The organism is Thauera carbonicopians (genome assembly GCF_025699485.1).
Lineage (GTDB): Bacteria > Pseudomonadota > Gammaproteobacteria > Burkholderiales > Rhodocyclaceae > Thauera.
In genome coordinates, this window is sequence record NZ_JANUXN010000021.1 from 26,167 (window position 1) to 49,810 (window position 23,644).

Consider the following 23,644-nt stretch of genomic DNA (forward strand, 5'->3'; position numbering starts at 1 on the left):
CCGGGTAAGGATCGGCACACCTCATGAAGCTTCTTATCGTGGAAGATGAAGCCAAGATCGCGGACTACCTTCGCAAAGGGCTTGCTGAAGAGGGCTACGTGATTGATGTGGCTGCGAATGGCATAGACGGTCTTCATATGGCTTCGCATGGCAACTATGACCTGATCGTCCTCGACACAATGCTTCCGGGGATTGATGGCTTCGGCCTGCTGGCTGCACTGAGGCAGAGCAAGCAAACACCAGTGATCATGTTGACAGCCCGCCATCGGATCGAAGATCGGGTACGAGGACTAAAAACTGGAGCAGACGACTACCTTGTCAAGCCTTTTGCCTTTTCCGAGCTGGTGGCTCGCATTGAAGTGCTTCTTCGTCGCGCGGCCGGAAACACGCCTGTTCCTGACGCACTTGTGCTCACACTTGCAGACCTGCAAGTTGACTTGGGAAGGCGACGTGCGACTCGGGCCGGGCAGCGTATCGACTTGTCGGCCAAAGAGTTTCAATTGCTGTCACTTCTATTGCGCCGCAAAGGAGAGGTGCTGTCTCGCACTGAAATTGCAGAACAAGTTTGGGACGTGAACTTTGATCATGGTACGAATGTCATTGATGTTGCAGTGCGTCGGCTGCGTAACAAACTTGATCTACCTTTTAAGCAACCACTATTGCACACAGTCCGTGGAATGGGCTATGTCTTAGAAGAGCGAGAATCGTGAAGAAAAAGCGTGCTGGATCATTGGGGCGTCGGCTTGCACGCTGGATGGCTCTTCTCACATTGGCAGGGCTGGCTCTGACTTGCCTGGGGGTATATACCGTTACAGCGCTTAGTTTCCAAGATCGGCAAAATGACACGCTGAGGCAGCAAAAAATCCAAGTAAGTCATTTAATTGCTGAGGTAGGAGGGCCTGATTTCACCACTCTTACACACAAGCTAGACGACGCTATGGTCGGACGGAGGGACGTAAGAATGACCCTGACCGGACCTAATGGGCGTGTGATTTACGCCAGCGGAAATATACCTAGTGATAAACGCACGATCGATGCGCGTTTCGAAATTTCGAACAGCAACGGCTCCATCCAAGCCCTGTTGAGTCTTGACGCCAGTGAAGATGATCGTGTCCTAAAACGCCTCGCTCAGACTTTGATTGCGGCTGCGCTAGCCGGTGCAGTGGTGATAGCGATTGGCGGATACACATTGGTTCAGATCGGCCTGGAACCAGTACGTGATCTCTCGTCGCAGATTCAAGCACTGGAAGCTGATAATCTCCATCATCAACTGGATGGCTCTGCACAACCTGATGAGTTGGTGCCTCTTGTATTTCATGTCAATGGAATGCTAGAGCGCCTACATACGGCCTATGAGCAACTGGAAGCGTTCAACGCCGACGTCGCGCACGAATTGTTCACGCCTCTGGCAACATTGATGGGAAGCACAGAAATCGCTTTGCGCAAAGCACGCGATGTCGAGACGCTACGGGACGTGCTTGGGGATCACCTCGAAGATCTGCAACGTATGTCGATGATCGTGCAGGACATGCTTTTCCTGTCGCAAGCTGACCGTGGGGCAGAGGCCCGCCGAGAGAGTGTAGACAGCCTGGCCAGACTAGTTAATGCGGTTGCGGACCTGCACGAGGCAGCGATAGAGGATGCTGGCCTTCAGTTGCAAGTTGACGGCGATGCGGCCTGCGCTGTCGATATACGCCTCTTGCAACGTGCACTGTCCAACCTCATCGGAAATGCAACTCGGCATGCGCTTCCGCAGAGCACGATTGTTGTGAAGATCAATAGGCACGATGCCGAAGTGGCTCTACGAGTGGTGAATCAGGGTAATACCATTCCGGACGAGCATCTGCCGTATCTATTCAATCGTTTTTATCGCGTTGACTCCGCGCGCACGGAGGCAGTCCGAAATCACGGGTTGGGCTTGGCGATTGTTTCCGCCATCGCCCGTATGCACAGAGGGCGAACCCTGGCTGAATCAAGGGATGGCGTCACGTCCATTGGGTTTGTGCTGCCTGATTGATTCATGTTTTTTGAACCGCATTCAGAAGTCGAAGCCCGTTGAGCACGACCAACATGCTTGCCCCCATGTCCGCGAAAACAGCCATCCACATCGTTGCACTGCCGAAAACGGCGAGCACAAGAAAAATGGCCTTGATGCCCAGCGCCAGAACGATGTTCTGCCACAGTACCGCGTGAGTTGATCGCGACAGCTTCACCGTCTCTGCGATTCGCCGTAGGTCGTCGTTCATCACGACCACGTCGGCAGCTTCCATTGCCGTATCGGTTCCAGCCGCACCCATGGCCACGCCAATGTCGGCCTGGGCTAGAGCAGGTGCGTCATTGATGCCGTCGCCGGTCATCGCTGTAGACCCAAGATCGCGCTGCAAAGTCTTGATCGCTTCGAGCTTGTCCTCGGGCAACAAGTTGCCGCGCGCTTGGGCGATGCCGGCTTCATGCGCCACGGCCGTGGCCGTAGCCTGGTTGTCGCCAGTCAGCATGACGGGAGTGATGCCCAGCGTTTGCAGCGACGCGATGGCCTCGCGCGACGAAGGCTTGATCGTGTCGGCGACAGCGAACAACGCAAGCACCCTCTCCGGCCTGGCCAGCAGCGTAACGGTGCGGCCCGCTTCCTCATGCCGCTTCAACTGCTCCTCGATTTCCGGTGAGCACTGGTCCCGCTCCTCTATCAGGCGGTGGTTGCCAAGCACATAGGTCACGCCGCCGACATTGGCCTGCACGCCCCTTCCAGCCAGCGCTGTGAAATCCCTTGCCTCGACGTCGCTGGGTTTCAGACCGGCGGCTATCGCACGCGAAACGGGGTGGTCGGAGTGGCTGGCCAAGACAACGGCAACGTGCTCCGCTTCCGCTGCTTCAGTCTGTGCATCGATGACGGACCAATCCACGAGCCGAGGCTTGCCCTCGGTGATCGTGCCGGTTTTGTCCAGCGCGATGGCCTTGAGCTTGCGTGCTTCTTCAAGGTAGATGCCGCCCTTGATCAGGATGCCGCGACGGGCTGCTGCAGCAAGGCCGCTGACGATGGTTACCGGTGTCGAGATGACCAGCGCGCACGGGCATGCGATGACCAACAGCACGAGGGCCTTATAGATTGCCTGCATCCAGGTCCAGCCGAGCAGCCATGGGCCGAGCAACGCGACTGCCAGCGCAATCACGAAAACTGCCGGGGTGTAGATCGCGGCAAAGCGGTCAACGAAGCCCTGTGTCGGCGCCCGTGTTGCCTGAGCTTCTTCGACGGCATGGATGATGCGCGCGAGCGTCGAATCCGATGCCAGTGCGGTCACCTCGAATTCGAAGGTGCCTGATTCGTTGATCGTGCCAGCAAAGACGGAGTCACCAGTGGTTTTATCGACCGGAATGCTCTCGCCGGTGACGGGTGCCTGATTGATGCTTGTTTGACCAGAACGAACTACGCCGTCCATAGGCACACGTTCGCCTGGCTTCACACGCAGCAACGCACCGACGACGACTTCGGCAACAGGCACGACCTTCCAACTGCCATCGACCTGCCTTACAGAGGCCTGGTCGGGCGCCATGTCCAGCAGCCCCTTGATGGCATTGCGCGCGCGATCGACCGCGCGTGCTTCGATCGCCTCGGCGATCGCATACAGGGCCATGACCATCGCGGCCTCGGGCCACTGGCCGATCGCGAATGCCCCCGTCACCGCGACTGTCATCAGCGCATTGATGTTCAGACGGCCATGCCGCAGGGCTGCAAACCCCTTCTTGTAGACGTCAAAACCTGCCAGCCATATCGCGACCCCTGCTACGGCGAGGCCAGCGGCGCGCCAGACTGCGGTTTCCGGAGCGAAGTACCCGATAACTTCGGCAGCGATAGCCAGGAGCAGCGCGGCAGCCAGCTTGGGCAACTGGCCTCGGACAGGATCGTGGTTGTGACCATCGCCTTCAGAGTGCGCATCACCTGAATCTGCTGCACGAACTTGCTGTGGATCAAACCCTGCCTTGCGGATGGCTTCCAGTGCGGGTGCCATCAACGGTTCATCGGCATCGATGGTCAAGGTTCGCTGACCAAGCTGAAATCGCAAACCGCGGATACCGGGCAAGCCGTCAAGGGCTCGGCGGATTTCAGCTTCCTCAGCGGCACAGTCCATCGTGGGGATTCGAAAGCTTCGACCTTGTACCTTTGCCGTGGTACCGGAAAGACGAACCTTTTCAGAGGGCCCGGTTCCGCAACAATCGTCGCTGATGGCGACTGCAGATCCTTGATCGGTGTGAGAGTGCTTCATGGATGATCCTTGCTTTTTCTATATTGAAAACCCTGTAGTCGGTGTAGAGTCAAGCCTTCTATACAGAAAGGTAGGATTTGCCCGTGAAGATTGGAGCACTGGCCGAAGCGACTGGAACGCCAGTTGAAACCATCCGCTTTTACGAGCGAGAGGGCTTGCTTCCGCCACCAGCGCGGGCTGAGAATAACTACCGCCTCTACCTGCCAATCCATGTTGAGCGGCTAGCATTCGTCCGCCAGTGCCGCGGGCTAGATATGACCCTGGACGAGATCCGCGCATTGATTGAGCTTCGCGATTCGCCTGCACAAGACTGTGGCGAGATCAATGCACTGCTTGACGAGCACATTGGCCATGTAGCGCAACGCATTCGCGAACTCCGCGTGCTGGAGAGGGACCTGAAGGCGTTGCGCGCGCGCTGCACGTCTCCGCATGCGGTCGCCGAATGCGGCATTCTCAGCGGCCTCGACCACGCGTCTGTATCAAAGCCTCTATCACCCAACTGGCCTCATTTGCACGGCACGCATTGATGCAGCTGTGGGGGCAGTCTCTTCATTGATTCACAGGATCAACCCAGCGGCCGCCGCGCTCGGGCTGGCCGACATAGATCGGGCGGACTGAACCCACGTCGAGGCCTGCGTTGTCGTAGTAGGCTTGGCAACTCGCCGGCATTGCATTGGAGATGTAGTACCCGTTGTCGCCACCGGCGGGCATCCAGCCGCGCCCATTGAGTGCGGCGGCGTCGCAGCGGCCGGAGCCGTCCACCAGTGCATTGACCAACTGGCGCGTGTAGCCGTCCTCTTTCGCCGTGGGGCACTGGTTCAGGAAGTCGCGCCGCGCGCCCAGTGTCTTGCCGAGGGTGCGCCTGACGATGGAGAAATAGCGCCGGATGGCGGGCTGGCACTCGCTGGGGCGCTCGCCGGTGGACAGGCACAGGATGGCTTCGCACGCCAGGCGGGTATCGCCCGTGAGCAGTTCCATGTCCGGGCTCTGGTCTGCCTGGGCCTGGGCGATGTTGCACAGAGCCAAGGCCAGGGCGGGCAGCAGATTCTTGGTGCGCGGTGTTGCCATGAGAAACCTCTTGCCTGTGTCGCCTTTGGGCTTTCATTGTATTGTCAAACGATAGTTAATATCCTTTTATGTTCTGATAAACGATACATATTCCCCTTTTTTAGGTTAATTATGTGGTGTAAAATGAGGTGTAGTTTTCAACATCTCCCATGAGGCCGACATGACCGACACCCCCCTGAAAAAACGTGTTCCGCAGCGCTGCACGCTGAAGGAGCTTGAAGAGGCGGTGTCGTATTTCAGGATCGCGCCGGCCACGATTGAGCGCGTGCAGCGCGTGCTGGTGGACGGCGAGGCGGTCTCAGTCGTGGCCCGCGGCGACAACCTCACCTACCAGCCGCTGGCCCGGACCTGCAACAAGGTGATGGACAAGGTGGAGGAACTGCGCAGCAATGCGCCCGTGCTGGTGCCGCCAGGCTGGGAAGAGGCCACGATCGTGGCGCCGGTGGAATTCATCGCCGAGACGCGCAAGCGCCTCGAACGCTACCTCTTGGACAAAGGATGGAAGAAATCGATCGCGTGATGCGGGACCCTGCCGCTTCCCGCTGGCTCAGGGACGCCCTGCGCGGCGCGCTGGTGCGCGACCCGGTAGATGCCGCCAACGATGCGCAGTTGCTGGCGCGACTGCTCGATGCGCGCTGCGCTGGCGTCCTGGCGCCCGGAAAGGACCCGCATGGATGCCCTTGAGCGGGAAAGCCGGCTGTGGCAGGCGCGCGCGGCGGTGGGCCAGGATCTGGACCGGCTTACCGCCGAGGCGGTGGCCCTGGCCCTGGACGCCGATCCTGGCCAGCGTGCGCGCGTGGCGGCGGCCAATGCCGCCAGCCGCCTGCTGCTGCGGCTGGTCGATCAGGTGGCCGATTCGGAGGCGAGGATCGAGGACGTGGCCGCGCTGTTCAGCTCGCGCCCGTTCACCTGGGATTTCACCGGCGGGGCAGGCGGCACGCGCATCGACGCGGCGCTGCAGCGCCTGTGCGTGTTGTCGGTTCTGACGCGGGCCGACGTCGAGCGCATGCGCGGCAAGCTGCACGGCGCTTCGCCGTGACGCCGGCCCACGCACGGAAAAGGTGGTGATGTATGGACCTGCTACTCGGCTGGCTTCGACTGCCCATCGTCCTGTGCGTGGCCGTGCTGCGGCTGTTGTCGTTTAGCGCCGGCATCGCCACCTTAGGCGGACTGCTAATGCAGCGCAGCGAATCGCGGTTCATCTGCTTCGTCGTGATGCCGCTCACGTCTTTCGCGTGCTACGTGCTGGCCTCGAAGCTGTCGGAGCAGTACCAGCGCGCGATGGCGCGGCGAGAGGCCGGTTCGGGTGCGCGGTGAGCGGGAGGCACTGGCGGCGCAGACGCGGCAGGTGGTCGGCATGCGCGCCGGCCGCGCGCACACCGGCGAGGAACTGAAGGAGTTGCAGGGACTGGAAAGCGTGGTTCGGCGGATCGCTTCGGCGCAGGGCTATGCGCTGGGCGAGTCCGCGCGGCCAACGCCCACGCCAGGGGCAAGGGTCTTTCCCCGGGCTACCCCCCCGATCTCGATTGGCGGCGGTCAAGCACGCCACCATGCCCGCTGAGGCGAAGCCTGCGGAGTCCAAAAGAGCCGCGCGCGATAGCAGATTCTTTAGTATTCGTACCTGTACGAATACTTCAATGCGAGCGCGCCAGCAAAGGTACAGGCCGGCGACGGCGCACGATGGCCGGCCTTTCTCGGCGAGAAACAGGTAGGCCTCGCAGCTGTTGCATTACACCTCTATAGGTGTATTAAATACACTCCTAGAGGTTGATTGCGGGCCCTCGCCGTCCTACAATGCAGACTTACAAAAAAGAGATCGTCAGTTAGTCCGAACATCCAAATCAACAGGAGTGAGAGCATGAAAATTCTGGTGACCGCTAACCAGAAAGGTGGCGTTGGCAAGAGCACGCTGACCGCGCACCTGGCCTATGCCGCGCACGAAGACGGCAAGCGCGTGCTGATGGTGGACATGGACCGGCAGGGAAGCCTGTCCATGACGTTCCCCAGCACGGGCGGCCACGGCATCGTGGCTTCGCAGCTGTACCTGCCTGCCCTGCCCGCCGATGCCGCGATCGAGATGGTGGACGAGGGCCTGGGCATCGTGCGCGCCGATGCCGCGCTGCTGGAGGTGGACCGTGCGGAAAACAGCGTGGTCAAGCGCCCGCGCGCGGCCCTGCAGCAATTCGCCGACCAGTTCGACCTGTGCCTGATCGACACGCCGCCGCTGCTGGGCATGCGACTGCTGGCGTCTCTGGCGGCCGCCGACTATGTGGTGACGCCGCTGTCCATCGGCGTGTACGAACTGGCCGGGCTGGGCGACCTCATGCAGACCATGCAGGCGCTGCGCCAGAAGGGCGTCAACCAGCACGCCAAGCACATCGGCTTTTTGCCGGTGAACACCAACACGCGCAGCACTGCCGAGCGCGACGGCCTGGCCATGCTGCGCCAGCGCTACGGCGATGCGGTGCTGATCGAGGCCACCCTGCCCTCGCGGGCGGCCGTGAAGAAGGCGGTGGCGGCGCGCAAGCCGGTGTGGCACTCCACTCAAGGCGGCGGGCACCTGGCGGCGGGCAAGGAATGGCGGGCGGCGTGCCGGCTGATCCTCAAGCGGGTGAAGTGAGGGGGAGACAGAGCATGAGCAAGAAATCCACCAAACCCGCCGGTGCGAACATCTTCGCCGGCGCCATCGAAGGGCTGGGCGATTCGGTCTCCGCCTTTTTCACGGACGACGAAGCCCAGCAGTTTCCGGTTGCGCTGGATTTGATCGACATGCGGCCGCAGATCCGCACCGAACTGGAGGACGAGGACAACCCCCTGCCGGAACTGGCGGCCAGCATCAAGGCAGTCGGCGTCATCAGTCCGATTTTTCTGCGAAGGAAGGGCGAGCGGTATGAGTTGATCGCCGGCGAGCGGCGCGTGCGGGCGGCGCAAATGGCCGGCCTGGATGCCATCCCGGCGATGGTGCGCGATCTGACCGACCAGCAGGCCGAGGACATCCAGGCGGCCGAGAACATCCAGCGCAAGAACCTGACCAACATGGAGCTTGCACGCCGCCTGCAGAAGGATCTGGAGCAGCTGGGCAGCATCGACGCCGTGATGGCCAAGCGCAACAAGAGCCGTTCCTGGGTGTCCAAGATTCTGTCGCTTAACAAGCTGCCCGAGCAGACCCAGCGGCTGGTGACCGAGGGCGTGACCGCCGACCTGGCCATCATCAGCGACGTGCGCCAGATCGAAGCACGCGATCCCTTCGTGGCCAAGGAACTGGTGGACGACCTGAAGAGGAACTTCGGCAAGGGCGACTCGCGGGAGAAGGTGCAGCGGGTGCGCGCCAGGATCAAGCCGGCCGCGAACAAGGCCAAGGCCGCCAGGCACGACTTGGGCGAACTCTATGCGCAGGCCAGGACGGGCGATGCCAAGGCCATCGCCGCCGCGCTCACCCCCGAGCAGAAGAAGGCGTGCGAGGAGTTGCGCGAATACTTCGAGCAGGGCTGCAATGCCGCCAAGGCCGGGCGGGCGGTCTTCGAAGGCTTCGACAGCCGCGTGTTCGGCACCGCCGGCGCCGGCGCGCTGCGGCTGGCCGCTTTCCTGCGCGGGGTGGACGCGGGCCAGTCGGGCCGCTTCCAGCTCGCCGAAATCCTGCGTCTGGTGCAGTCGGCATGAAGCTGGGACCGCTCGACCCCGGTGAGTTCGCGGCGCTGCACTTGATCGCAGTGCGCATCGGCCGCCTGAGCGAGGCGCGCATCGCGGCCGCGCGGCTGGTGATTCAGGAAGGCAAGACCTACAAGTATGCCGCCGAACTGCACCACGTCACGGCGCAGGCGGTGTGGAACACTGTCGCCAGAATGAACGCGCTGCTCTCGGCGTACCGCGAGGCCAAGACGCTGGAGGCGGCGGAGGCCGGGACAAGACCAAAGCGGGGCCAGCCACGGCCGCGCACAGCACAAAAAAAAACCGGCGCTCCATGAAGAGCGCCGGGCAAACAGTTAGTCCGCAACAGGAATGTTGCAAGGGGATTTTATGACGAAGAAGGATCTCCCGGGGAGCGCGCACGACGCCTCGAACACCCGGCCGCCGCGCGGCGCCGGGGCCAATCCGGCGCCCGAGCAGGACGGCAGGCCGCTGTCGCTCGACTACCGCGCCAGCACGCCGATGCCCAAGTGGGTTCACGACGTGATTGACGAGTCCTTTGCGATCGAGACCGAGGAAGCGAAGAAGGCCGGCGCGCTGGGCTTCATGGCGCGCGCGCTGGTGAACGCGACCCTGCCGTACAAGGACCCCAAGAGCCCGATCTTCGAGCGCCGCAACGGCCACTATGTGCTACGCATGATGGGCGGCAACGACAACGGTCTGCCCTACGGCGTCTACCCGCGCCTGCTGATGAGTTGGATCACCACCGAGGCGGTGCGCACCGGTTCGCCGGAGCTTGAATTGGGCGAGAGCCTGAGTTCGTTCCTGCGCAACGTGCTCGGCATCCAGCGGGGCGGCGGCAAGCGCGGCGCCAACGCGCGCGTTTCCGAGCAGATGGAGCGACTGTTCTCGACGCTCATCACGGCCACGTACACCGGCGACCGCGGGCGCTCGTTCAACCTGCGCAACGTGCTGATCGTGGACGAGGCGTCCATGGACAGGGAGACGGCCCAGCTGCTGGACGAAGCCGCCGGCGATGTGGCCATCGCGCCGGCCGCCGATGCCAGGGATGGGGATGGGGATGGGGATGGAGACGATCGGGACGATGAGGACGACAACCGCCTGTGGACGCCGCAGAGCCGCGAGATGGCCGGGCGCTGGCGCTCCCGTGTCGTGCTCAGCGCGCGCTTCTTCGCGGAAATCATCGAGCGGCCGGTGCCGATCGACCTGCGCGCTTACCGCGCGCTGCGCGGCTCACCGGTGGCCATGGACCTCTACACGTGGATGACGTACCGCATGAGCTACATCGAGCGCTCCACCCGGCCGGTGCCGTGGGAGGCGTTGATGCTGCAGTTCGGCTCCAACTACGCGGTGGACCCGAAGGACCCCAGCCGGGCGGTGCGCGAGTTCCGCAACAAGAGCTTCAAACCGGCGCTGAACGTTGTGCGCGAGATCTACCCCGAGGCCAGGTTCGACGTGACAGAACGCGGCCTGATCCTGCACCCGTCCAAGCCGCACGTGCCGCAGATCAAGGGCCAGGGCGACCTGTTCTGAACGCTCGTCGCTCGTCGTGCTCGGGCCTTTCGCATGGTGCGATCTACTCTCGGCGCCGGCCCGTGCGCGGTGCGATCTACTCTCGCCGTCAGGCCGTCAGGCCGTCCGAAGGCCACCCCATCCCCTGTAACCAACGGTGCGATCTACTCTCGCTGCTGTGGATAAGTCGGTGGAGAACATCAAGATGTGCGTGCGATCTACTCTCGGTAACATCTTCAATTGGATCAAGGGCTTAGCGGGTTATTCGTGCGATCTACTCTCGCAAGGTGTGCGATCTACTCTCGCTCGGGAGCCCTCGAAGCACGCATAAACCATTGATTTTCAACAGGAAAATGGGTTATCCACAGACGCCCCCTGTATTTCTTTTCCTTATATTTCTTTATTTAACCTGTAGTAGAAGGCCGCGTTTGTGTACAGGCCGCGCCACGTAGGGACACCGCCTCTTGGGGGCTACGCCCCCGCCGGCTCGCTCCGGCCGCAAGCGGCCTACGCCCCGGCCGCCTTCGGCGTCCTTCCCACCCGGCATCCCCCAGGGCTAACGCCCTCGCGCTGCGCGCTCACCCAATCCAGGCCCCCCCAAGGGGGCCGAACAAAGACAGCCCCCCGACAAGCCACGCCCTGATCAAGCCACAACTGTGAATTCAAACGCTGAACTGCTTATCAGGACGCGGGGCAAGTTGCGTGCCAGCCAGCGGCGTGCCCCGCGCTCAGACGTCTGTGGTGTGCGTAGGCTGCGGGAACCCTCAGTGACGACCAACAAGGCCGCGCCCCAAGGAGACTGCGGGCGCGGATAAGCGCTGCGCCCTATGGGCTGGGCACGTGCGCGTTCAGGCGGTGACATGGGCTTCGCCCATACCCAATACCGCCAGGTGCAAGCACCTGGCCAAGCGGGTGCGGTTTCTCGGGGAGAAAAGAAGGCCGCTCGATGGCGGCCGAATCGGCGCTCCGTTTGGGGAGGAGGGAGGGAGGAGAAGGAGCGCCGGATCGCATGATATCCACGCGGTTGCCTGGAATCGGCATTTCTGTATCGTTGAACAAAACATATAATCTGCCTATGTTTTGTTAAACATGAGGTTTGCCGTGAAAGCGCTTTTCCTTGCCGCCGCCGCGGGCTGGCTCGCCGCGTGTACCTCGCCCGGCCCGGCGCTGGAGGCCGCCCGGCCGACCGTTCGCCATCAGTATGTCATCGACGTGCAGCCCAATATCGCGTTGCACCGCGCCTACAACGACGACGGGCACACCTACCTCGAATTCCTTGATGCTAGGCGCATGAATCCGGTAGTCACCACCGTCGATGGCACGGCCCTACCCTACGCCTGGACCGACCGGCTACTGGTCTTGGAAGGGGTCTACGACAACCTCACCGTGACGACGCCGCATGGCGTGGCGCACGTCTACGCCAGGATGCCGGCGCCGCCGGCGCGCGTGGCCGCGCCGGTGCCGGCGCGTGCGCTGGAGTATGGCGCTCCGGTGCCTGCGGTGCGCCCGCCGGCGCCCGACAACTACGGCGACGCGGCCGAGTTGCCGGCCCGGGGCGACGCGACGACGCCAGATCGCATCAGCGTGGTCCTCAACGGCAGTTTCTCGGAGTCGCTGGGCGAAGGGCGAGCCAGCCAGCTGGTGGCCGCATCGCGCGAGGCCAGCCGCGTCACCATCGGCGCGGCCGTGGCCCGGGGCGGCCACCTGGCCGAGGCCCGGGCCTACTCACGCATCGCCGAGGCGCGCCAGTTCCTGATCGACAACGGCGTGCCAGCCGAGCGGATTCGCACCACCCGGGCGGTGGTCGGCGGCGCCCGGGACAGCCAAGTCGATTTCGTGATCGCGTACTGAGGGCGGGTGGCATGATCGGCGCGAGAAAAGTCGTCCGCCGGGCGTTTGGGCTGATGGTGCCGCGCACGTCGCAGAAGATGCGGCGCAACGAGGTGTACCGCTGGACGAACCGGCTGGTCTGGCTGGTCATCGTGCTGCTGGGCCTGGCGGCGGCCCTATTCGGCACGCTGGGCAGAAGCTGAGGCGCGGGCGCGGCCGCCGGGGCGGCGGTCGCTAGACTCTCGGCCATGACTGATGACCAATGGGCCGGGCTTTCCCTGGCAGAGCTTCTTGCGGCACGCGAGGCGCTGGACGCGAAGATCCAGGCCGTGCGCTCCGAGGCGCGCGACGCCGCCATCGCGCAGATCCGCGAACTGATGGCCACCTACGACCTGAGCCAGGCGGACGTGATGCCCGGTGCCGCTGCGGCGGCACGCACCCGGAAGATCGAGCCCAGGAAGAAGGCGCCGGCCAGGTACTACGACCCGAACAGCGGCAAGACATGGACCGGGCGCGGCAAGGCGCCGCGATGGATCGCCGGCCAGGACTACACGAACTTCCTCATCCCGGCCGAGGGGATATTGCGGAAGATGGCCCAGCAGGTGCCGGCGGGCGCTTGAGCGCATCCTTGTAGCGGCGAAAGAGCGCCGCGCACTCGTCGTTCAACGCCGGTGACAACCGGATCTCGTCTCCCCGGCCGCCGCCGGCGCGGGCTTCATCGGCGAACTGGCGAAGGTGGGCGCTGGTCTGCGACTGGCCGAAGCGGTCCAACTGCCACTTGCGCACATGCTCGCGGCCGGGCCGAATCGAGCCCAGCACCGCCAGGGTGATGCCCTGCTTGAGGTACTGGCGCCAAGACTTGACCACGCCGCCGAGCCGGGCGAATTCCGCCTTCGCCTGCACGGGGGTGGCTTCGCGCAGGCGCTGCAGCTGGGCGTCGTACCGATCGGCGTAGGTGGTCAGGCCGCCGACGCCGGGGAGCAGCTGGCGGCGGAATTCGCGTTCCAGGGCACGAAGGGGCGGCGAGGACATGCTCGCACTTTATTCAGTAATCGTACAGGTACGCAAACTTAATTTGGCGTCAAGGTAGTTTAAACGGGCAAGCCTGACCGACGATCCGACACCTCGCCATGCTAGACTGTGATGATGCGTCGCTGGATCGCCATTTTCATACTGATACTACCGCTCCAGTTCAGCTGGGCAGCGGTGGCTTCGTATTGCCAGCATGAAAGTGAGCCAGCGAAGACGGAGCACATCGGTCACCACGAGCATAAGCATGCTGACACCGATACAGTCGGCAAGACCAAGAAGAGTGAGCCAAGCCTCGACAAGTCCGATCGCGACTGCCGCCTTTGCGGTGGCTTGGGCTTGGGTGTAACTCAGCTCCATGTGGCCAAGCAATCCGTGGACCGTGGCAACACCATGGTTGCTCATATCTCCACGCCTTTCACTGGCGTGAACCCCTCTCCGCCCGATCGCCCTCAGTGGCCCGTCCTCGCCTGATCGGCGGGGCGCCTACTTCTCTTTTCAGCCAACTAGCCAGTCAGCCTGCACGTCTTCGTGACGTGCTTGGGCGTGCGCGGTAAGGCGAAACGAACCACAGGCCACCAAGCAGACCTGTGTCTGCCCTCCCGCCGATGTCTTCGTATTTCGAGGTCATTGGAGAATCGGATGTTAAAGGGTAATCACGGTAACAAGGGTCAGCGCGCCGCGCGCGGCCACAAGAAATTCGCGCTCGCAACGGTGGCTGCCACCATATTGCTGGGTACCACCGGAGCTTGGTCCCAAGTGATGGCTCCCAGCATGCAAAGCCCTCAATCGGTGCTGGGTACCACTTCTGTGTTGTCCGCCACGCCGTTGTCGCTCGCCAGGGCCATCGAGCTTGCGATGGAAAGCAACCCCGAGGTGGCTGCCGCCACACGCCAAGTCGAAGCCTCCGAAGGACAGGTGATCCAGGGCCGAGTTAGACCTAACCCGGAACTGGCCTACTCGCTTGAAGACACACGTTCGCAGACGCGCACGCAGAGTTGGCAGCTGAACCTGCCCATCGAACTGGGGGGAAAGCGCGCTGCACGCACAAAGGCCGCTGAAAAGGCCCGTGAGCAAGCCCTGGCACAGTTGGCAGACGTGCGCGCCACCGTTCGCGCCAACGTGGTGGCAGCTTTTTTCGATGTGCTGACCGCGCAGGAGCGGCTTGCTTTGGCAAAGGACAGTTCGGCGCTGGCCAAGTCGTCCACGGACGCTGTGGCCAAACGGGTTGCGGCAGGCAAGGTCTCTCCTGTCGAGGAAACCAAGGCCAGGGTGGCGGAGTCCGGTATCCGCGTTGAGTTGAGCCAGGCCGCCAGCGAAGAACGCAATGCCTTGACGCGCCTGAATGCGCTGCTCGGCAGAACCACTGCCGTCGCCGGTGCGCTGGAGGGTAAGGCTGACGACCTGCCCACATTGCCGACCCTGATGGATCTGCAGTCCCTGGTGGATTCTTCACCAGCCGTCGTGCTGGCCAAGGTCGAGGTGGAACGGCGCCGGGCCTTGACGGAAGTGGAACGGAGCAAGCGCGTGCCAGACGTCACGGTCAGTGCCGGTGTGCAACGGGCCAACGAGACCCAGCGCAATGTGCTACTTCTGGGCATCTCAATGCCCTTGCCCCTGTTTGACCGCAACCAAGGCAACCTGCTGGAGGCTCTGAAGCTCGAAGACAAGGCGCAAGACGAGCTTCAGGCCATTACGGTGCGCCTGCGCAGCGAGGTCGCCCAGGCGCACGACCGGTTGTCCACCATTGCTAACGAAGTGCAGGCTCTCCAGGCGGATGTACTTCCAGGCTCTAAGTCGGCCTACGACGCAGCGACCATCGGTTTCGAAAACGGCAAGTTCAGCTTCCTCGAAGTCCTTGACGCACAGCGCACGTACTTCACCGCCAAATCGCAGTACCTCAAGGCACTCGCTGAGGCCCACCGCGCAGCAGCCGAGATCGACCGTCTGCTTGGGGGGGCGTCTCCCGCGGATCAGACCATCACGCATAACTGAGATTGACCATGACCACCAGCAAACCAACCATCAGCAAAAGGCACCTGATTGCCATTGCCGTCGTACTCGCCTTAGGCGTCGGAGCCGGAGCATTTCTCCTTCAGGGCGGCAATACCAAGGCCGCGGAGGGCGATGGCCATGGCCACGGAACCCACACCGAAGCCAAGGGCCACGGTGACGGTGAACACCACGGCAAGGCAGATGGCAAGGGCCACGACGATGACAAGGGCCATGCCGACGAAGAGCACCATGAGGCGAGTGAAGCCAAGGGCCCCAATGGCGGCACTTTGTTCAAGGAAGGCGACTTCACACTGGAGGCCTTGCTGGCAGAAGGCGGTGGGGAGCCACGCCTGCGCATCTGGATGTCCGACAAGGACCAGGCGGTGCCGGCGAATGCGGCGTCCGTGACCGCGACCATCACTCGCCCCACCGGGGACAAACAGGCCCTGACCTTCAGCGCTGAAAAGGGAAGTTGGGTGAGTCGCGAAGCGGTGGAAGAACCCCATGCCTTCGAAGTCGAGATCATTGCCCAACACGCCAATGAGCCCTTCATGTTCGTGCTGAGCAAGGAAGAAGGCAAGGTGGAGTTGACTGACGCCCAGATCAAGGCGGCCGCCATCGGCGTTGACACGGCATCCGCTGCCAGCATCAAGAGTTCCTTGCTGCTACCCGGTGAAATCCGCCTGAACGAAGACCGCACCTCGCACGTGGTACCGCGCCTCGCAGGCGTCGTTGAAAGCGTCAGCGCAAACTTGGGCCAGGTCGTCAAGAAGGGCCAGGTTCTGGCAGCGATTGCCAGCCCTACGGCTTCGGAGCAACGCAGCGAGCTACAGACAGCACAAAAGCGCCTGGCATTAGCCAAAACCACCTACGAGCGTGAGAAAAAACTGTGGGAGCAGAAAGTCTCCGCGGAACAGGACTACTTGCAGGCTAGGCAGGCCCTGAATGAAGCCGAAGTGGCGGTCGCCAATGCCCACCAGAAGCTGGGTGCACTGGGACTCGGCGCGTCGTCTCCATCCGGCTTGAATCGGCTTGAACTACGAGCACCCTTTGACGGTATCGTGATTGAAAAGCACATCAGCCTGGGCGAAGCTGTCAAGGAAGATGCAGCCGTCTTCACCATCTCCGACCTCAGCAAGGTTTGGGCCGAGATCAATGTGCCGGCCAAGGATCTGCCCCAAGTGCGGGTGGGAGAAAAGGTCACAATCAAAGCGACGGCGTTCGACGCCTCAGCTACCGGAACTGTGGCTTTCGTCGGCTCGTTGATTGGTGAGCAGACCCGTACTGCGAAGGCTCGTGTGGTTTTGGACAACCCCAATGGCGCATGGCGACCCGGCCTCTTCGTCAACGTCGAAGTGGTTGCGGATGAGGCGACCGTTCCGGTAACGATCGCTACAGACGCCGTGCAGACCGTGGGCGAGAAGCCAGTGGTCTTTCTCAAGGTCAACGGCGGCTTCATCACACAACCCGTGCAACTCGGACGCAGTGACGGCAAGCGCGTGGAAGTGCTCCAGGGCCTCAAGCAAGGCGCTCCCTATGCGGCAACCGGCAGCTTCGTTGTGAAGTCCGAACTGGGCAAGGCCTCGGCCGAGCACACGCACTGACCTCGGAGTCGCTCCATGTTTGAAAAACTGATTCGATTTTCGATCGAGCAGCGCTGGCTGGTGCTGCTCGCGGCCCTCGCCATGGCGGCGCTCGGCGTATTCAACTACCAGAAGCTACCGATCGACGCGGTGCCCGACATCACCAACGTCCAGGTGCAGATCAACACGCAGGCGCCCGGTTACTCGCCGTTGGAGGCCGAGCAGCGCGTGACTTACCCCATCGAGACAGTCATGGCCGGCCTGCCCAACCTGGAGCAGACACGGTCCTTATCCCGCTACGGACTGTCTCAGGTAACGGTGATCTTCAAAGACGGCACCGATATCTACTTTGCTCGGCAATTGGTGAACGAGCGCATCCAGGAAGCACGCGACCGCCTGCCCATAGGCATCACTCCGGCCCTTGGGCCCATCTCCACGGGCCTGGGTGAAATCTACCTGTGGACCGTGGAAACCAAGGACGGTGCCAAGAAGCCGGACGGCAACCCCTACACCCCGACCGACCTGCGCGAGATCCAGGACTGGATCATCAAGCCGCAGCTGCGTAACGTTCCCGGCGTCACGGAAATCAACTCGATTGGCGGTTTCGCGAAGGAATACCAGATTGCCCCCATACCAGAGCGGCTGGCATCGCTGGGGATGACGCTGCAGGACATCGTGACCGCGCTGGACCGCAACAACGGCAACGTGGGCGCGGGCTACATCGAAAAGCGTGGGGAGCAGTACCTCATCCGTGCCCCTGGGCAGGTCCGGTCGCTGGAGGATATCGGCAACGTGATCCTGAGCAGCGCCAACGGCGTGCCGGTGCGCGTGCGCGACGTGGCCGACGTGGCCCTGGGTCGCGAACTGCGCACCGGTGCCGCCACGGACAACGGCCGTGAGGTGGTGCTGGGTACGGTGTTCATGTTGATCGGAGAGAACAGCCGTACCGTCTCCCAGGCCGTGGACAAGAAGATGGTGGAGATCAACCGCAACTTGCCCGAGGGCGTACATGCGGTGACGGTGTACGACCGCACCGTGCTGGTGGACAAAGCCATCAACACGGTGAAGAAGAACCTGCTCGAAGGCGCGATTTTGGTGATCGTGATCTTGTTCCTATTCCTGGGCAACATCCGTGCAGCAGTGATCACGGCGATGGTGATTCCGCTTTCCATGTTGTTCACCTTCACGGGTATGGTCAACTACAAAGTCAGCGCCAACCTCATGAGCCTGGGAGCGCTCGACTTCGGGATCATCATCGACGGCGCGGTGGTGATCGTCGAAAACTGCGTGCGGCGTTTGGCCCACGCTCAGGCCCATCATGGTCGGCCGTTGACGCGCGCCGAGCGCTTCCACGAAGTCTTCCTGGCCTCCAAGGAGTCGCGCCGGGCGCTGTTGTTCGGCCAACTCATCATCATGGTGGTGTACCTGCCTATCTTCGCGCTGACAGGCGTCGAGGGGAAGATGTTCCATCCCATGGCGTTTACCGTGGTGGCAGCACTCGTGGGCGCCATGATCCTGTCGGTGACGTTCATCCCTGCGGCCGTGGCCCTGTTCATCGGCAACCGCGTGAACGAGAAGGAAAACTTCCTGCTCGGCCACGCCAAGCGCATCTACGCACCGCTGCTGGATCGCGTGATGTCGGCCAAGGCCCTGGTGCTCACCATCGCTGCGGTAGCCGTGGTGCTGTGTGGGCTGATCGCCACCCGCATGGGCAGCGAATTCGTGCCCCAGCTCAATGAGGGCGACCTCGCTATCCAGGCGCTGCGCATCCCAGGTACCAGCCTGTCGCAATCCGTCGCCATGCAGCAGCAGATTGAAAGCACACTCAAGGCCAAGTTCCCGGAGATTGAACGAGTTTTCGCGCGCACTGGCACGGCAGAGATCGCCTCGGACCCTATGCCTCCGAACATCTCTGACGGGTACATCATGCTCAAGCCGATGGACGAGTGGCCTACACCTCGCAAGACGCGGGATGAGCTTCTCGCGGGCATCCAAGAGGTGGTCGGCAAGATCCCAGGCAACAACTACGAATTCTCGCAACCCATCCAACTGCGCTTCAATGAGCTGATTTCCGGAGTGCGAAGCGATGTGGCGGTGAAGATCTTCGGCGACGACATGGAAGTCCTGAACAAGACTGCGGAAGAGGTTTCCTCGATGCTGCAGAAGATTCAGGGCTCGTCCGAGGTCAAGGTCGAGCAGACCACCGGCCTGCCGATGCTTACCGTGAACATTGATCGCCAGAAGGCTGCGCGCTACGGCCTGAATGTGGCGGACATCCAGGACACCGTGGCAACGGCCATCGGCGGACGCGAGGCTGGCACTCTGTTTGAAGGCGACCGGCGCTTCGACATCCTGGTGCGTCTGCCGGAATCGATCCGCAATGACCTGGAAGGCATGAAGCGCCTGCCCATTCCGTTGCCCCGGGCATCCGGGGCGGCAGAGGCTCGAATCAACTTCATTCCGCTTGGAGAAGTGGCATCGTTTGAACTCGCGCCCGGCCCCAACCAGGTCAGCCGCGAAAACGGCAAGCGCCGCATCGTGGTCAGCGCCAACGTGCGCGGGCGTGACGTGGGTTCCTTCGTCGCCGAGGCGGAGCAAGGCCTGGCGCAGATCAAGATCCCCACAGGCTACTGGACGAGCTGGGGCGGCACCTTCGAGAACCTGCAGTCCGCGTCCAAGCGCCTGCAGATCGTGGTGCCCGTCTCCCTGCTGCTGGTGTTCGTGCTGCTGTTCGCCATGTTCGGCAACGCCAAGGATGGCCTGCTGGTGTTCACCGGCATTCCCTTCGCGTTGACGGGCGGCATCCTGGCCTTGTGGCTACGGGACATACCGATGTCGATATCGGCCGCCGTCGGGTTCATTGCGCTCTCAGGGGTGGCGGTGCTCAACGGGTTAGTGATGATCTCGTACATCCGCACGCTGCGGGAAGAAGGCGTGGCGCTGGACGCGGCGATACGGGACGGTGCGTTGACCCGCCTGCGCCCCGTGCTCATGACCGCGCTGGTCGCTTCGCTGGGCTTCATTCCGATGGCGATCGCCACCGGAACGGGTGCCGAGGTGCAGCGCCCGCTGGCCACTGTGGTCATCGGAGGGATCCTTTCTTCGACTCTGCTGACCCTGCTGGTGCTGCCCATCCTCTACCGCCTGGCGCACAAGCCTGACGAACAAGACGAGGACGTGTCCGCTGAGCCTGCGCACCCCGTCACCCCCTATTCCGCGTAGTTCCCCAAAGGGGCCCCCGCTCACACGGGGCCCTTTTTCCCTTCCCAACAAGGAGATTCCATGAAATTCAACCATGCACTGCTCGCCCTGGCCATCTCGGTCTCGGGAATCGCGTTCGCCTCCGAAAAAGACCATGACACCAAGCCTCTGCACGGCGGCGTTGTCGCTCAGTCGAAAGACATCGACTATGAACTGGTGGCCAGTGCAGACAAGCTACAACTGCATGTGCGTGACCACGGCAAACCGGTGGACGTGGCCGGCATGACGGCCAAGGTGACGCTGCTGGCCGGCACCGACAAACAGGAGGTCGAATTGAAGCCGTCAGGCGCCGCGCTCGAAGCTGCAGGCAGCTTCAAGGTGGGATCGGGCACCAAGGTGGTGGCAGCCGTTTCCAAGGCCGGTAAATCCGTTGCCTCGGTGCGGTACACGCTGAAGTGACCCCACGATGATCGAAACCGTTGCCGCTCACGCACATCCCGGCGACGATTTTCATCAATCCAGACCCGTGCGCGCTGCGCGCAATCACCTTGTTCATCTATGGTCCACGCAGTAGCGGTCAAGCTCGTCTGGATCTGGATCAGCTTCCTGATTACTGGTAAGCGTGGCCCCAAGGCCCTTCTTGTGAGGAGCGGAGGGTCAATGCAGGATATGTCCATATGCAAGACAGTGGACACACCCCAGAGTGGAACGGCCCGACGGTGGAGCGAGTCATGCGCAACGGCAAGCGCATCTACGTCTCGGCCTTCAAGGCCTGGCTGGTGGAGCAAGCGCTCAAGCCAGAGGTTTCGGTTGCCGGCCTGGCACTTCGCCACGGTGTCAACGCCAACCAGCTTCGCAGCTGGATGAAACTCGAGCACTGGCAGTCCTCACCTCATACGTTGTTGCCGGTCACGGTCGTCGCAGACGCTCGGCCAGCTGAGGTGGTGGCCACCACAAACGCCCGCCAGCCCGAGACAGTGATGGAGATTGAGGTGGGCGGCACTGTCATCCGTCTGCGCGGCCCAGTGGATACCGAGCAACTCAAGGCGGTGCTGGCCGTGGTGCGCGCATGATCGGTTTGCCAGCGAACACGCGGGTGTGGATCGTGGCCGGCCACACCGACATGCGCAAAGGCTTCGACGGTTTGGCGGCAATGGTCCAAGGAGCTTTGAGCGAGAACCCGTTCAGTGGCCACGTCTTTGTCTTTCGCGGCCGGCGCGGCGACATCCTCAAAGTGCTGTGGTTTGATGGCCAAGGTTTGCTGCTGCTGTGCAAGCGGCTCGAACGCGGCCGCTTTGTCTGGCCGCAAGCTGCATCCGGCGGCGTGTCTCTGACCTCAGCCCAACTCTCGATGCTGCTTGAAGGCATCGACTGGCGCATGCCGGCGCGCACGCACCGTCCCGATCTGGCTGCGTAAAGCTTGGCAGTTGCGGGTCATTCCCGATGAGGTGAGACAGCAGAGTTGGGCATACTCAAAACCGTGCCGACGCCCCATCAACCGCCCCAGAACATCGACGAATTGCTGCGCATCATCGCGGCGCGCGACAGCGAGGTGGCCCTGCTCAAGTTGATGGTCGACAAACTCAAATTGCAACTGCTGCGCCGGGTTCGCTCCGAATTCGGTACCTCCAGCGAACAGTGGTCGGCGCAGATGCCTTTGATCGATGGTGGCGAGACCGCGATGGTCACTCGAGCCAAGGCCGCATCTGCACCGGCCCCCGCCAATGACCCGCAGATCGACCGCAGTCTGCCCGCGCACCTGCCGCGCGATGTTCGGGAGCACCTGCCCGAGATCAGCGACACGCACCAGGACACAAATGGCCAGTCCTGCGGGTGCACCGCTTGTGGCGCTCGACTGCGTAAGATAGGACAGGATGTCTCCGAACAACTGGAGTACGTGCCTGCCCACTTCAAGGTGATCCGGCATGTGCGTCCCAAGCTGGCCTGCGTGGCGTGCCATGCCATCTTCCAGGCCAGCGCACCCAGCCGCCCCATAGCGCGCGGACTGGCCGGTGCCGGCCTGCTGGCCCATGTGCTGGTGTCCAAGTACTGTGACCATTTGCCTCTCTACCGCCAAAGCGGCATTTACGCCCGCAGCGGTGTTGAGCTGGACCGCTCAACGCTGGCCGGCTGGGTTGACCAGGCCGGTCAATTGCTTGATCCCCTGGTGGCCGCACTGGGGCGCTACACCCTGGCGGCTGCCAAGATTCATGCCGACGACACCCCCGTGCCGGTGCTGCAGCCCGGGCGCGGCAAGACCAAGACGGGGCGCTTGTGGGTGTACGTCAGAGATGACCGTCCGATCGGCTCAAGTGCGCCACCGGCGGCCTGGTACCAGTACACCCCGGATCGCAAAGGCGAGCATCCAGAGCGCCACTTGAAGAAATATCGCGGCATTCTCCAGGCGGATGCCTATGGCGGCTGGGGCAAGCTGTACGCCTCAGGACAGATCACCGAGGCAGCATGCTGGGCGCACGCGCGCCGACCGTGGTGGGACCTGTACCTGAGCAGCGGCAAAGACGAGACGTCTATCGCAGCACAGGCGCTCAGACGCATTGCCGATCTGTATGCCATCGAGCGTGACATTCGGGGAAAGCCTCCCGACATTCGACAGGCCCAACGCCAGGCGCGTGCCGGGCCGCTGCTGCAGGAGATGCACGTCTGGTTGAGCCAGTTGGTTGGTCGGGTGTCGGCCAAATCGGAGTTGGCCAAAGCCATTGGCTACAGCCTAACGCGCTGGCAGGCTCTGACGCGGTATTGCCAAGATGGGCGCATCGAGATGGACAACAACGCAGCAGAGCGGGCATTGCGCGGGGTGGCTTTGGGACGGGGCAACTACCTGTTCATGGGATCGGATGCCGGCGGCGAGCGAGCGGCGGCGATCTACAGCCTGGTGCAAACCGCCAAACTCAACGGGATTGACCCCGAGGCCTACCTGCGGGAGGTGCTCGGCCGCATAGCCGACCACCCCATCAACCGCATTGATGAGTTGCTGCCCTGGAACCTGATGCGGCAGTCCCGTCAGGCGGATCAACAACGCAAGGCGGCATGAGCGTGTCTGGCATTGACCCGCGGGTGCTGGACGCCCTGCAGAACGCAAGCAGCCTGGAGCTGTTCCAGCTCAGCACGCTGATCGAGCGGCTGCTGGCCGACCCACGCCGCATCATTGCCGTGCGCAAGGACATGAACCTGGGTCAAACCGTGCGCTTTGTGGACTGGCGCGATGGCAGTCTGCGAGAAGGCAAGGTGGTGGCCATGCGTGACACGCAGGTCACGTTGCAAGACCTGCGCGAGCGCAAAGAGTGGAAGTTGCCTTACGCCGCGATCGAACCGCCCTTGCCCGATCCTGCAACACGCCCTCAAGCTGTGGCGCCAGAGCCGCCGGCCGCCCCCCGACCGACGCGCAACGACTTTCGCTGCGGCGAGAAGGGGTCTCCTCGTTTTCAGTGCAATAAGTGACGGTACGAAAAGCTAGCACTGGCGCGGAGGTGGTGTTGGTAGATCGTTGATTTCATTGAC

The 23,644-nt window shown here is 62.5% G+C and carries 26 protein-coding genes; 22 read left to right on the forward strand and 4 right to left on the reverse strand.

Features of this window, described 5'->3' with window-relative positions:
• Positions 1-23: 23 nt before the first annotated feature.
• Positions 24-710, forward strand: a complete 687-nt coding sequence (locus NX068_RS18570; protein ID WP_231698546.1) for a heavy metal response regulator transcription factor — start codon at positions 24-26, stop codon at positions 708-710.
• Positions 707-2,017 carry a heavy metal sensor histidine kinase gene (locus NX068_RS18575; RefSeq protein ID WP_263462732.1) on the forward strand — a complete coding sequence of 437 codons (1,311 nt, stop codon included), beginning with the start codon at positions 707-709 and terminating at the stop codon, positions 2,015-2,017. The genes NX068_RS18570 and NX068_RS18575 overlap by 4 nt, the downstream gene beginning before the upstream one ends.
• 1 nt (position 2,018) lies before the next feature.
• Here NX068_RS18575 and NX068_RS18580 read toward each other — a convergent pair whose 3' ends face one another.
• On the reverse strand, positions 2,019-4,259 hold the full coding sequence (locus NX068_RS18580; protein ID WP_231698545.1) for a heavy metal translocating P-type ATPase: 2,241 nt from the start codon (positions 4,257-4,259) through the stop codon (positions 2,019-2,021).
• 83 nt (positions 4,260-4,342) lie between these two features.
• Between NX068_RS18580 and cadR the strand changes: the two genes are divergently transcribed.
• Complete coding sequence (gene cadR / locus NX068_RS18585; RefSeq protein WP_231698575.1) at positions 4,343-4,786, forward strand: Cd(II)/Pb(II)-responsive transcriptional regulator; 444 nt, start codon at positions 4,343-4,345, stop codon at positions 4,784-4,786.
• A gap of 22 nt (positions 4,787-4,808) precedes the next feature.
• Here cadR and NX068_RS18590 read toward each other — a convergent pair whose 3' ends face one another.
• Positions 4,809-5,327 carry a TrbM/KikA/MpfK family conjugal transfer protein gene (locus NX068_RS18590; RefSeq protein WP_231698544.1) on the reverse strand — a complete coding sequence of 173 codons (519 nt, stop codon included), beginning with the start codon at positions 5,325-5,327 and terminating at the stop codon, positions 4,809-4,811.
• A 160-nt stretch (positions 5,328-5,487) separates the two neighbouring features.
• On the opposite strand from NX068_RS18590, the gene NX068_RS18595 reads away from it, so the two are divergent.
• The 11 genes from NX068_RS18595 to NX068_RS18645 all read left to right on the forward strand — a co-directional run bounded on the left by NX068_RS18595 (position 5,488) and on the right by NX068_RS18645 (position 12,937).
• A complete protein-coding gene (locus NX068_RS18595; RefSeq protein WP_231698543.1) occupies positions 5,488-5,847 on the forward strand; it encodes a transcriptional regulator KorA in 360 nt (119 codons plus the stop codon).
• Positions 5,826-6,011, forward strand: a complete 186-nt coding sequence (locus NX068_RS18600; RefSeq protein WP_231698542.1) for a hypothetical protein — start codon at positions 5,826-5,828, stop codon at positions 6,009-6,011. The genes NX068_RS18595 and NX068_RS18600 overlap by 22 nt, the downstream gene beginning before the upstream one ends.
• Positions 5,998-6,366 carry a hypothetical protein gene (locus tag NX068_RS18605; protein ID WP_231698541.1) on the forward strand — a complete coding sequence of 123 codons (369 nt, stop codon included), beginning with the start codon at positions 5,998-6,000 and terminating at the stop codon, positions 6,364-6,366. The genes NX068_RS18600 and NX068_RS18605 overlap by 14 nt, the downstream gene beginning before the upstream one ends.
• 32 nt (positions 6,367-6,398) lie before the next feature.
• Positions 6,399-6,644, forward strand: coding sequence for a hypothetical protein (locus tag NX068_RS18610; RefSeq protein WP_231698540.1), 246 nt, complete (start codon positions 6,399-6,401; stop codon positions 6,642-6,644).
• 541 nt (positions 6,645-7,185) lie between these two features.
• Positions 7,186-7,947: a ParA family protein gene (locus NX068_RS18615; protein WP_231698539.1), complete on the forward strand. Its 762-nt coding sequence runs from the start codon at positions 7,186-7,188 to the stop codon at positions 7,945-7,947.
• 14 nt (positions 7,948-7,961) lie between these two features.
• Positions 7,962-8,987: a ParB/RepB/Spo0J family partition protein gene (locus tag NX068_RS18620; protein WP_231698538.1), complete on the forward strand. Its 1,026-nt coding sequence runs from the start codon at positions 7,962-7,964 to the stop codon at positions 8,985-8,987.
• Complete coding sequence (locus NX068_RS18625) at positions 8,984-9,292, forward strand: hypothetical protein (RefSeq protein WP_231698537.1); 309 nt, start codon at positions 8,984-8,986, stop codon at positions 9,290-9,292. The genes NX068_RS18620 and NX068_RS18625 overlap by 4 nt, the downstream gene beginning before the upstream one ends.
• Positions 9,293-9,344: 52 nt before the next feature.
• The gene (locus NX068_RS18630; protein ID WP_231698536.1) at positions 9,345-10,508 is read left to right on the forward strand and encodes a replication protein RepA; all 1,164 of its coding nucleotides are present in this window, start codon (positions 9,345-9,347) and stop codon (positions 10,506-10,508) included.
• Between the two features lie 1,080 nt (positions 10,509-11,588).
• Positions 11,589-12,338: a TrbG/VirB9 family P-type conjugative transfer protein gene (locus NX068_RS18635; RefSeq protein ID WP_263462733.1), complete on the forward strand. Its 750-nt coding sequence runs from the start codon at positions 11,589-11,591 to the stop codon at positions 12,336-12,338.
• 11 nt (positions 12,339-12,349) lie between these two features.
• Entirely contained in the window at positions 12,350-12,520 is a 171-nt protein-coding gene (locus tag NX068_RS18640; RefSeq protein ID WP_187265813.1) for a hypothetical protein, read from the forward strand.
• A gap of 45 nt (positions 12,521-12,565) precedes the next feature.
• Positions 12,566-12,937, forward strand: coding sequence for an H-NS histone family protein (locus tag NX068_RS18645; RefSeq protein WP_147915023.1), 372 nt, complete (start codon positions 12,566-12,568; stop codon positions 12,935-12,937).
• Here the strand turns inward: NX068_RS18645 and NX068_RS18650 are convergent.
• Both NX068_RS18650 and NX068_RS18655 read right to left on the reverse strand, forming a co-directional pair.
• Complete coding sequence (locus NX068_RS18650; protein WP_147915022.1) at positions 12,879-13,349, reverse strand: hypothetical protein; 471 nt, start codon at positions 13,347-13,349, stop codon at positions 12,879-12,881. The genes NX068_RS18645 and NX068_RS18650 overlap by 59 nt on opposite strands.
• Before the next feature lie 147 nt (positions 13,350-13,496).
• A complete protein-coding gene (locus NX068_RS18655; RefSeq protein ID WP_231698658.1) occupies positions 13,497-13,751 on the reverse strand; it encodes a hypothetical protein in 255 nt (84 codons plus the stop codon).
• A gap of 237 nt (positions 13,752-13,988) precedes the next feature.
• Between NX068_RS18655 and NX068_RS18660 the strand changes: the two genes are divergently transcribed.
• The 8 genes from NX068_RS18660 to NX068_RS18695 all read left to right on the forward strand — a co-directional run bounded on the left by NX068_RS18660 (position 13,989) and on the right by NX068_RS18695 (position 23,584).
• The gene (locus tag NX068_RS18660; RefSeq protein ID WP_147915020.1) at positions 13,989-15,341 is read left to right on the forward strand and encodes a TolC family protein; all 1,353 of its coding nucleotides are present in this window, start codon (positions 13,989-13,991) and stop codon (positions 15,339-15,341) included.
• 8 nt (positions 15,342-15,349) lie between these two features.
• Positions 15,350-16,945, forward strand: a complete 1,596-nt coding sequence (locus NX068_RS18665; protein WP_147915019.1) for an efflux RND transporter periplasmic adaptor subunit — start codon at positions 15,350-15,352, stop codon at positions 16,943-16,945.
• Positions 16,946-16,960: 15 nt separating this feature from the next.
• Positions 16,961-20,146 carry a CusA/CzcA family heavy metal efflux RND transporter gene (locus NX068_RS18670; RefSeq protein WP_231698657.1) on the forward strand — a complete coding sequence of 1,062 codons (3,186 nt, stop codon included), beginning with the start codon at positions 16,961-16,963 and terminating at the stop codon, positions 20,144-20,146.
• 60 nt (positions 20,147-20,206) lie between these two features.
• Positions 20,207-20,584, forward strand: a complete 378-nt coding sequence (locus NX068_RS18675) for a hypothetical protein (RefSeq protein WP_147915017.1) — start codon at positions 20,207-20,209, stop codon at positions 20,582-20,584.
• A 272-nt stretch (positions 20,585-20,856) separates the two neighbouring features.
• Complete coding sequence (tnpA, locus tag NX068_RS18680) at positions 20,857-21,198, forward strand: IS66-like element accessory protein TnpA (RefSeq protein ID WP_263462734.1); 342 nt, start codon at positions 20,857-20,859, stop codon at positions 21,196-21,198.
• Positions 21,195-21,542 carry an IS66 family insertion sequence element accessory protein TnpB gene (tnpB, locus tag NX068_RS18685; RefSeq protein WP_020229613.1) on the forward strand — a complete coding sequence of 116 codons (348 nt, stop codon included), beginning with the start codon at positions 21,195-21,197 and terminating at the stop codon, positions 21,540-21,542. The genes tnpA and tnpB overlap by 4 nt, the downstream gene beginning before the upstream one ends.
• A gap of 63 nt (positions 21,543-21,605) precedes the next feature.
• A complete protein-coding gene (gene tnpC, locus NX068_RS18690) occupies positions 21,606-23,177 on the forward strand; it encodes an IS66 family transposase (RefSeq protein ID WP_263462737.1) in 1,572 nt (523 codons plus the stop codon).
• Positions 23,174-23,584 carry a hypothetical protein gene (locus NX068_RS18695; RefSeq protein ID WP_263462735.1) on the forward strand — a complete coding sequence of 137 codons (411 nt, stop codon included), beginning with the start codon at positions 23,174-23,176 and terminating at the stop codon, positions 23,582-23,584. The genes tnpC and NX068_RS18695 overlap by 4 nt, the downstream gene beginning before the upstream one ends.
• Positions 23,585-23,644: the final 60 nt, after the last annotated feature.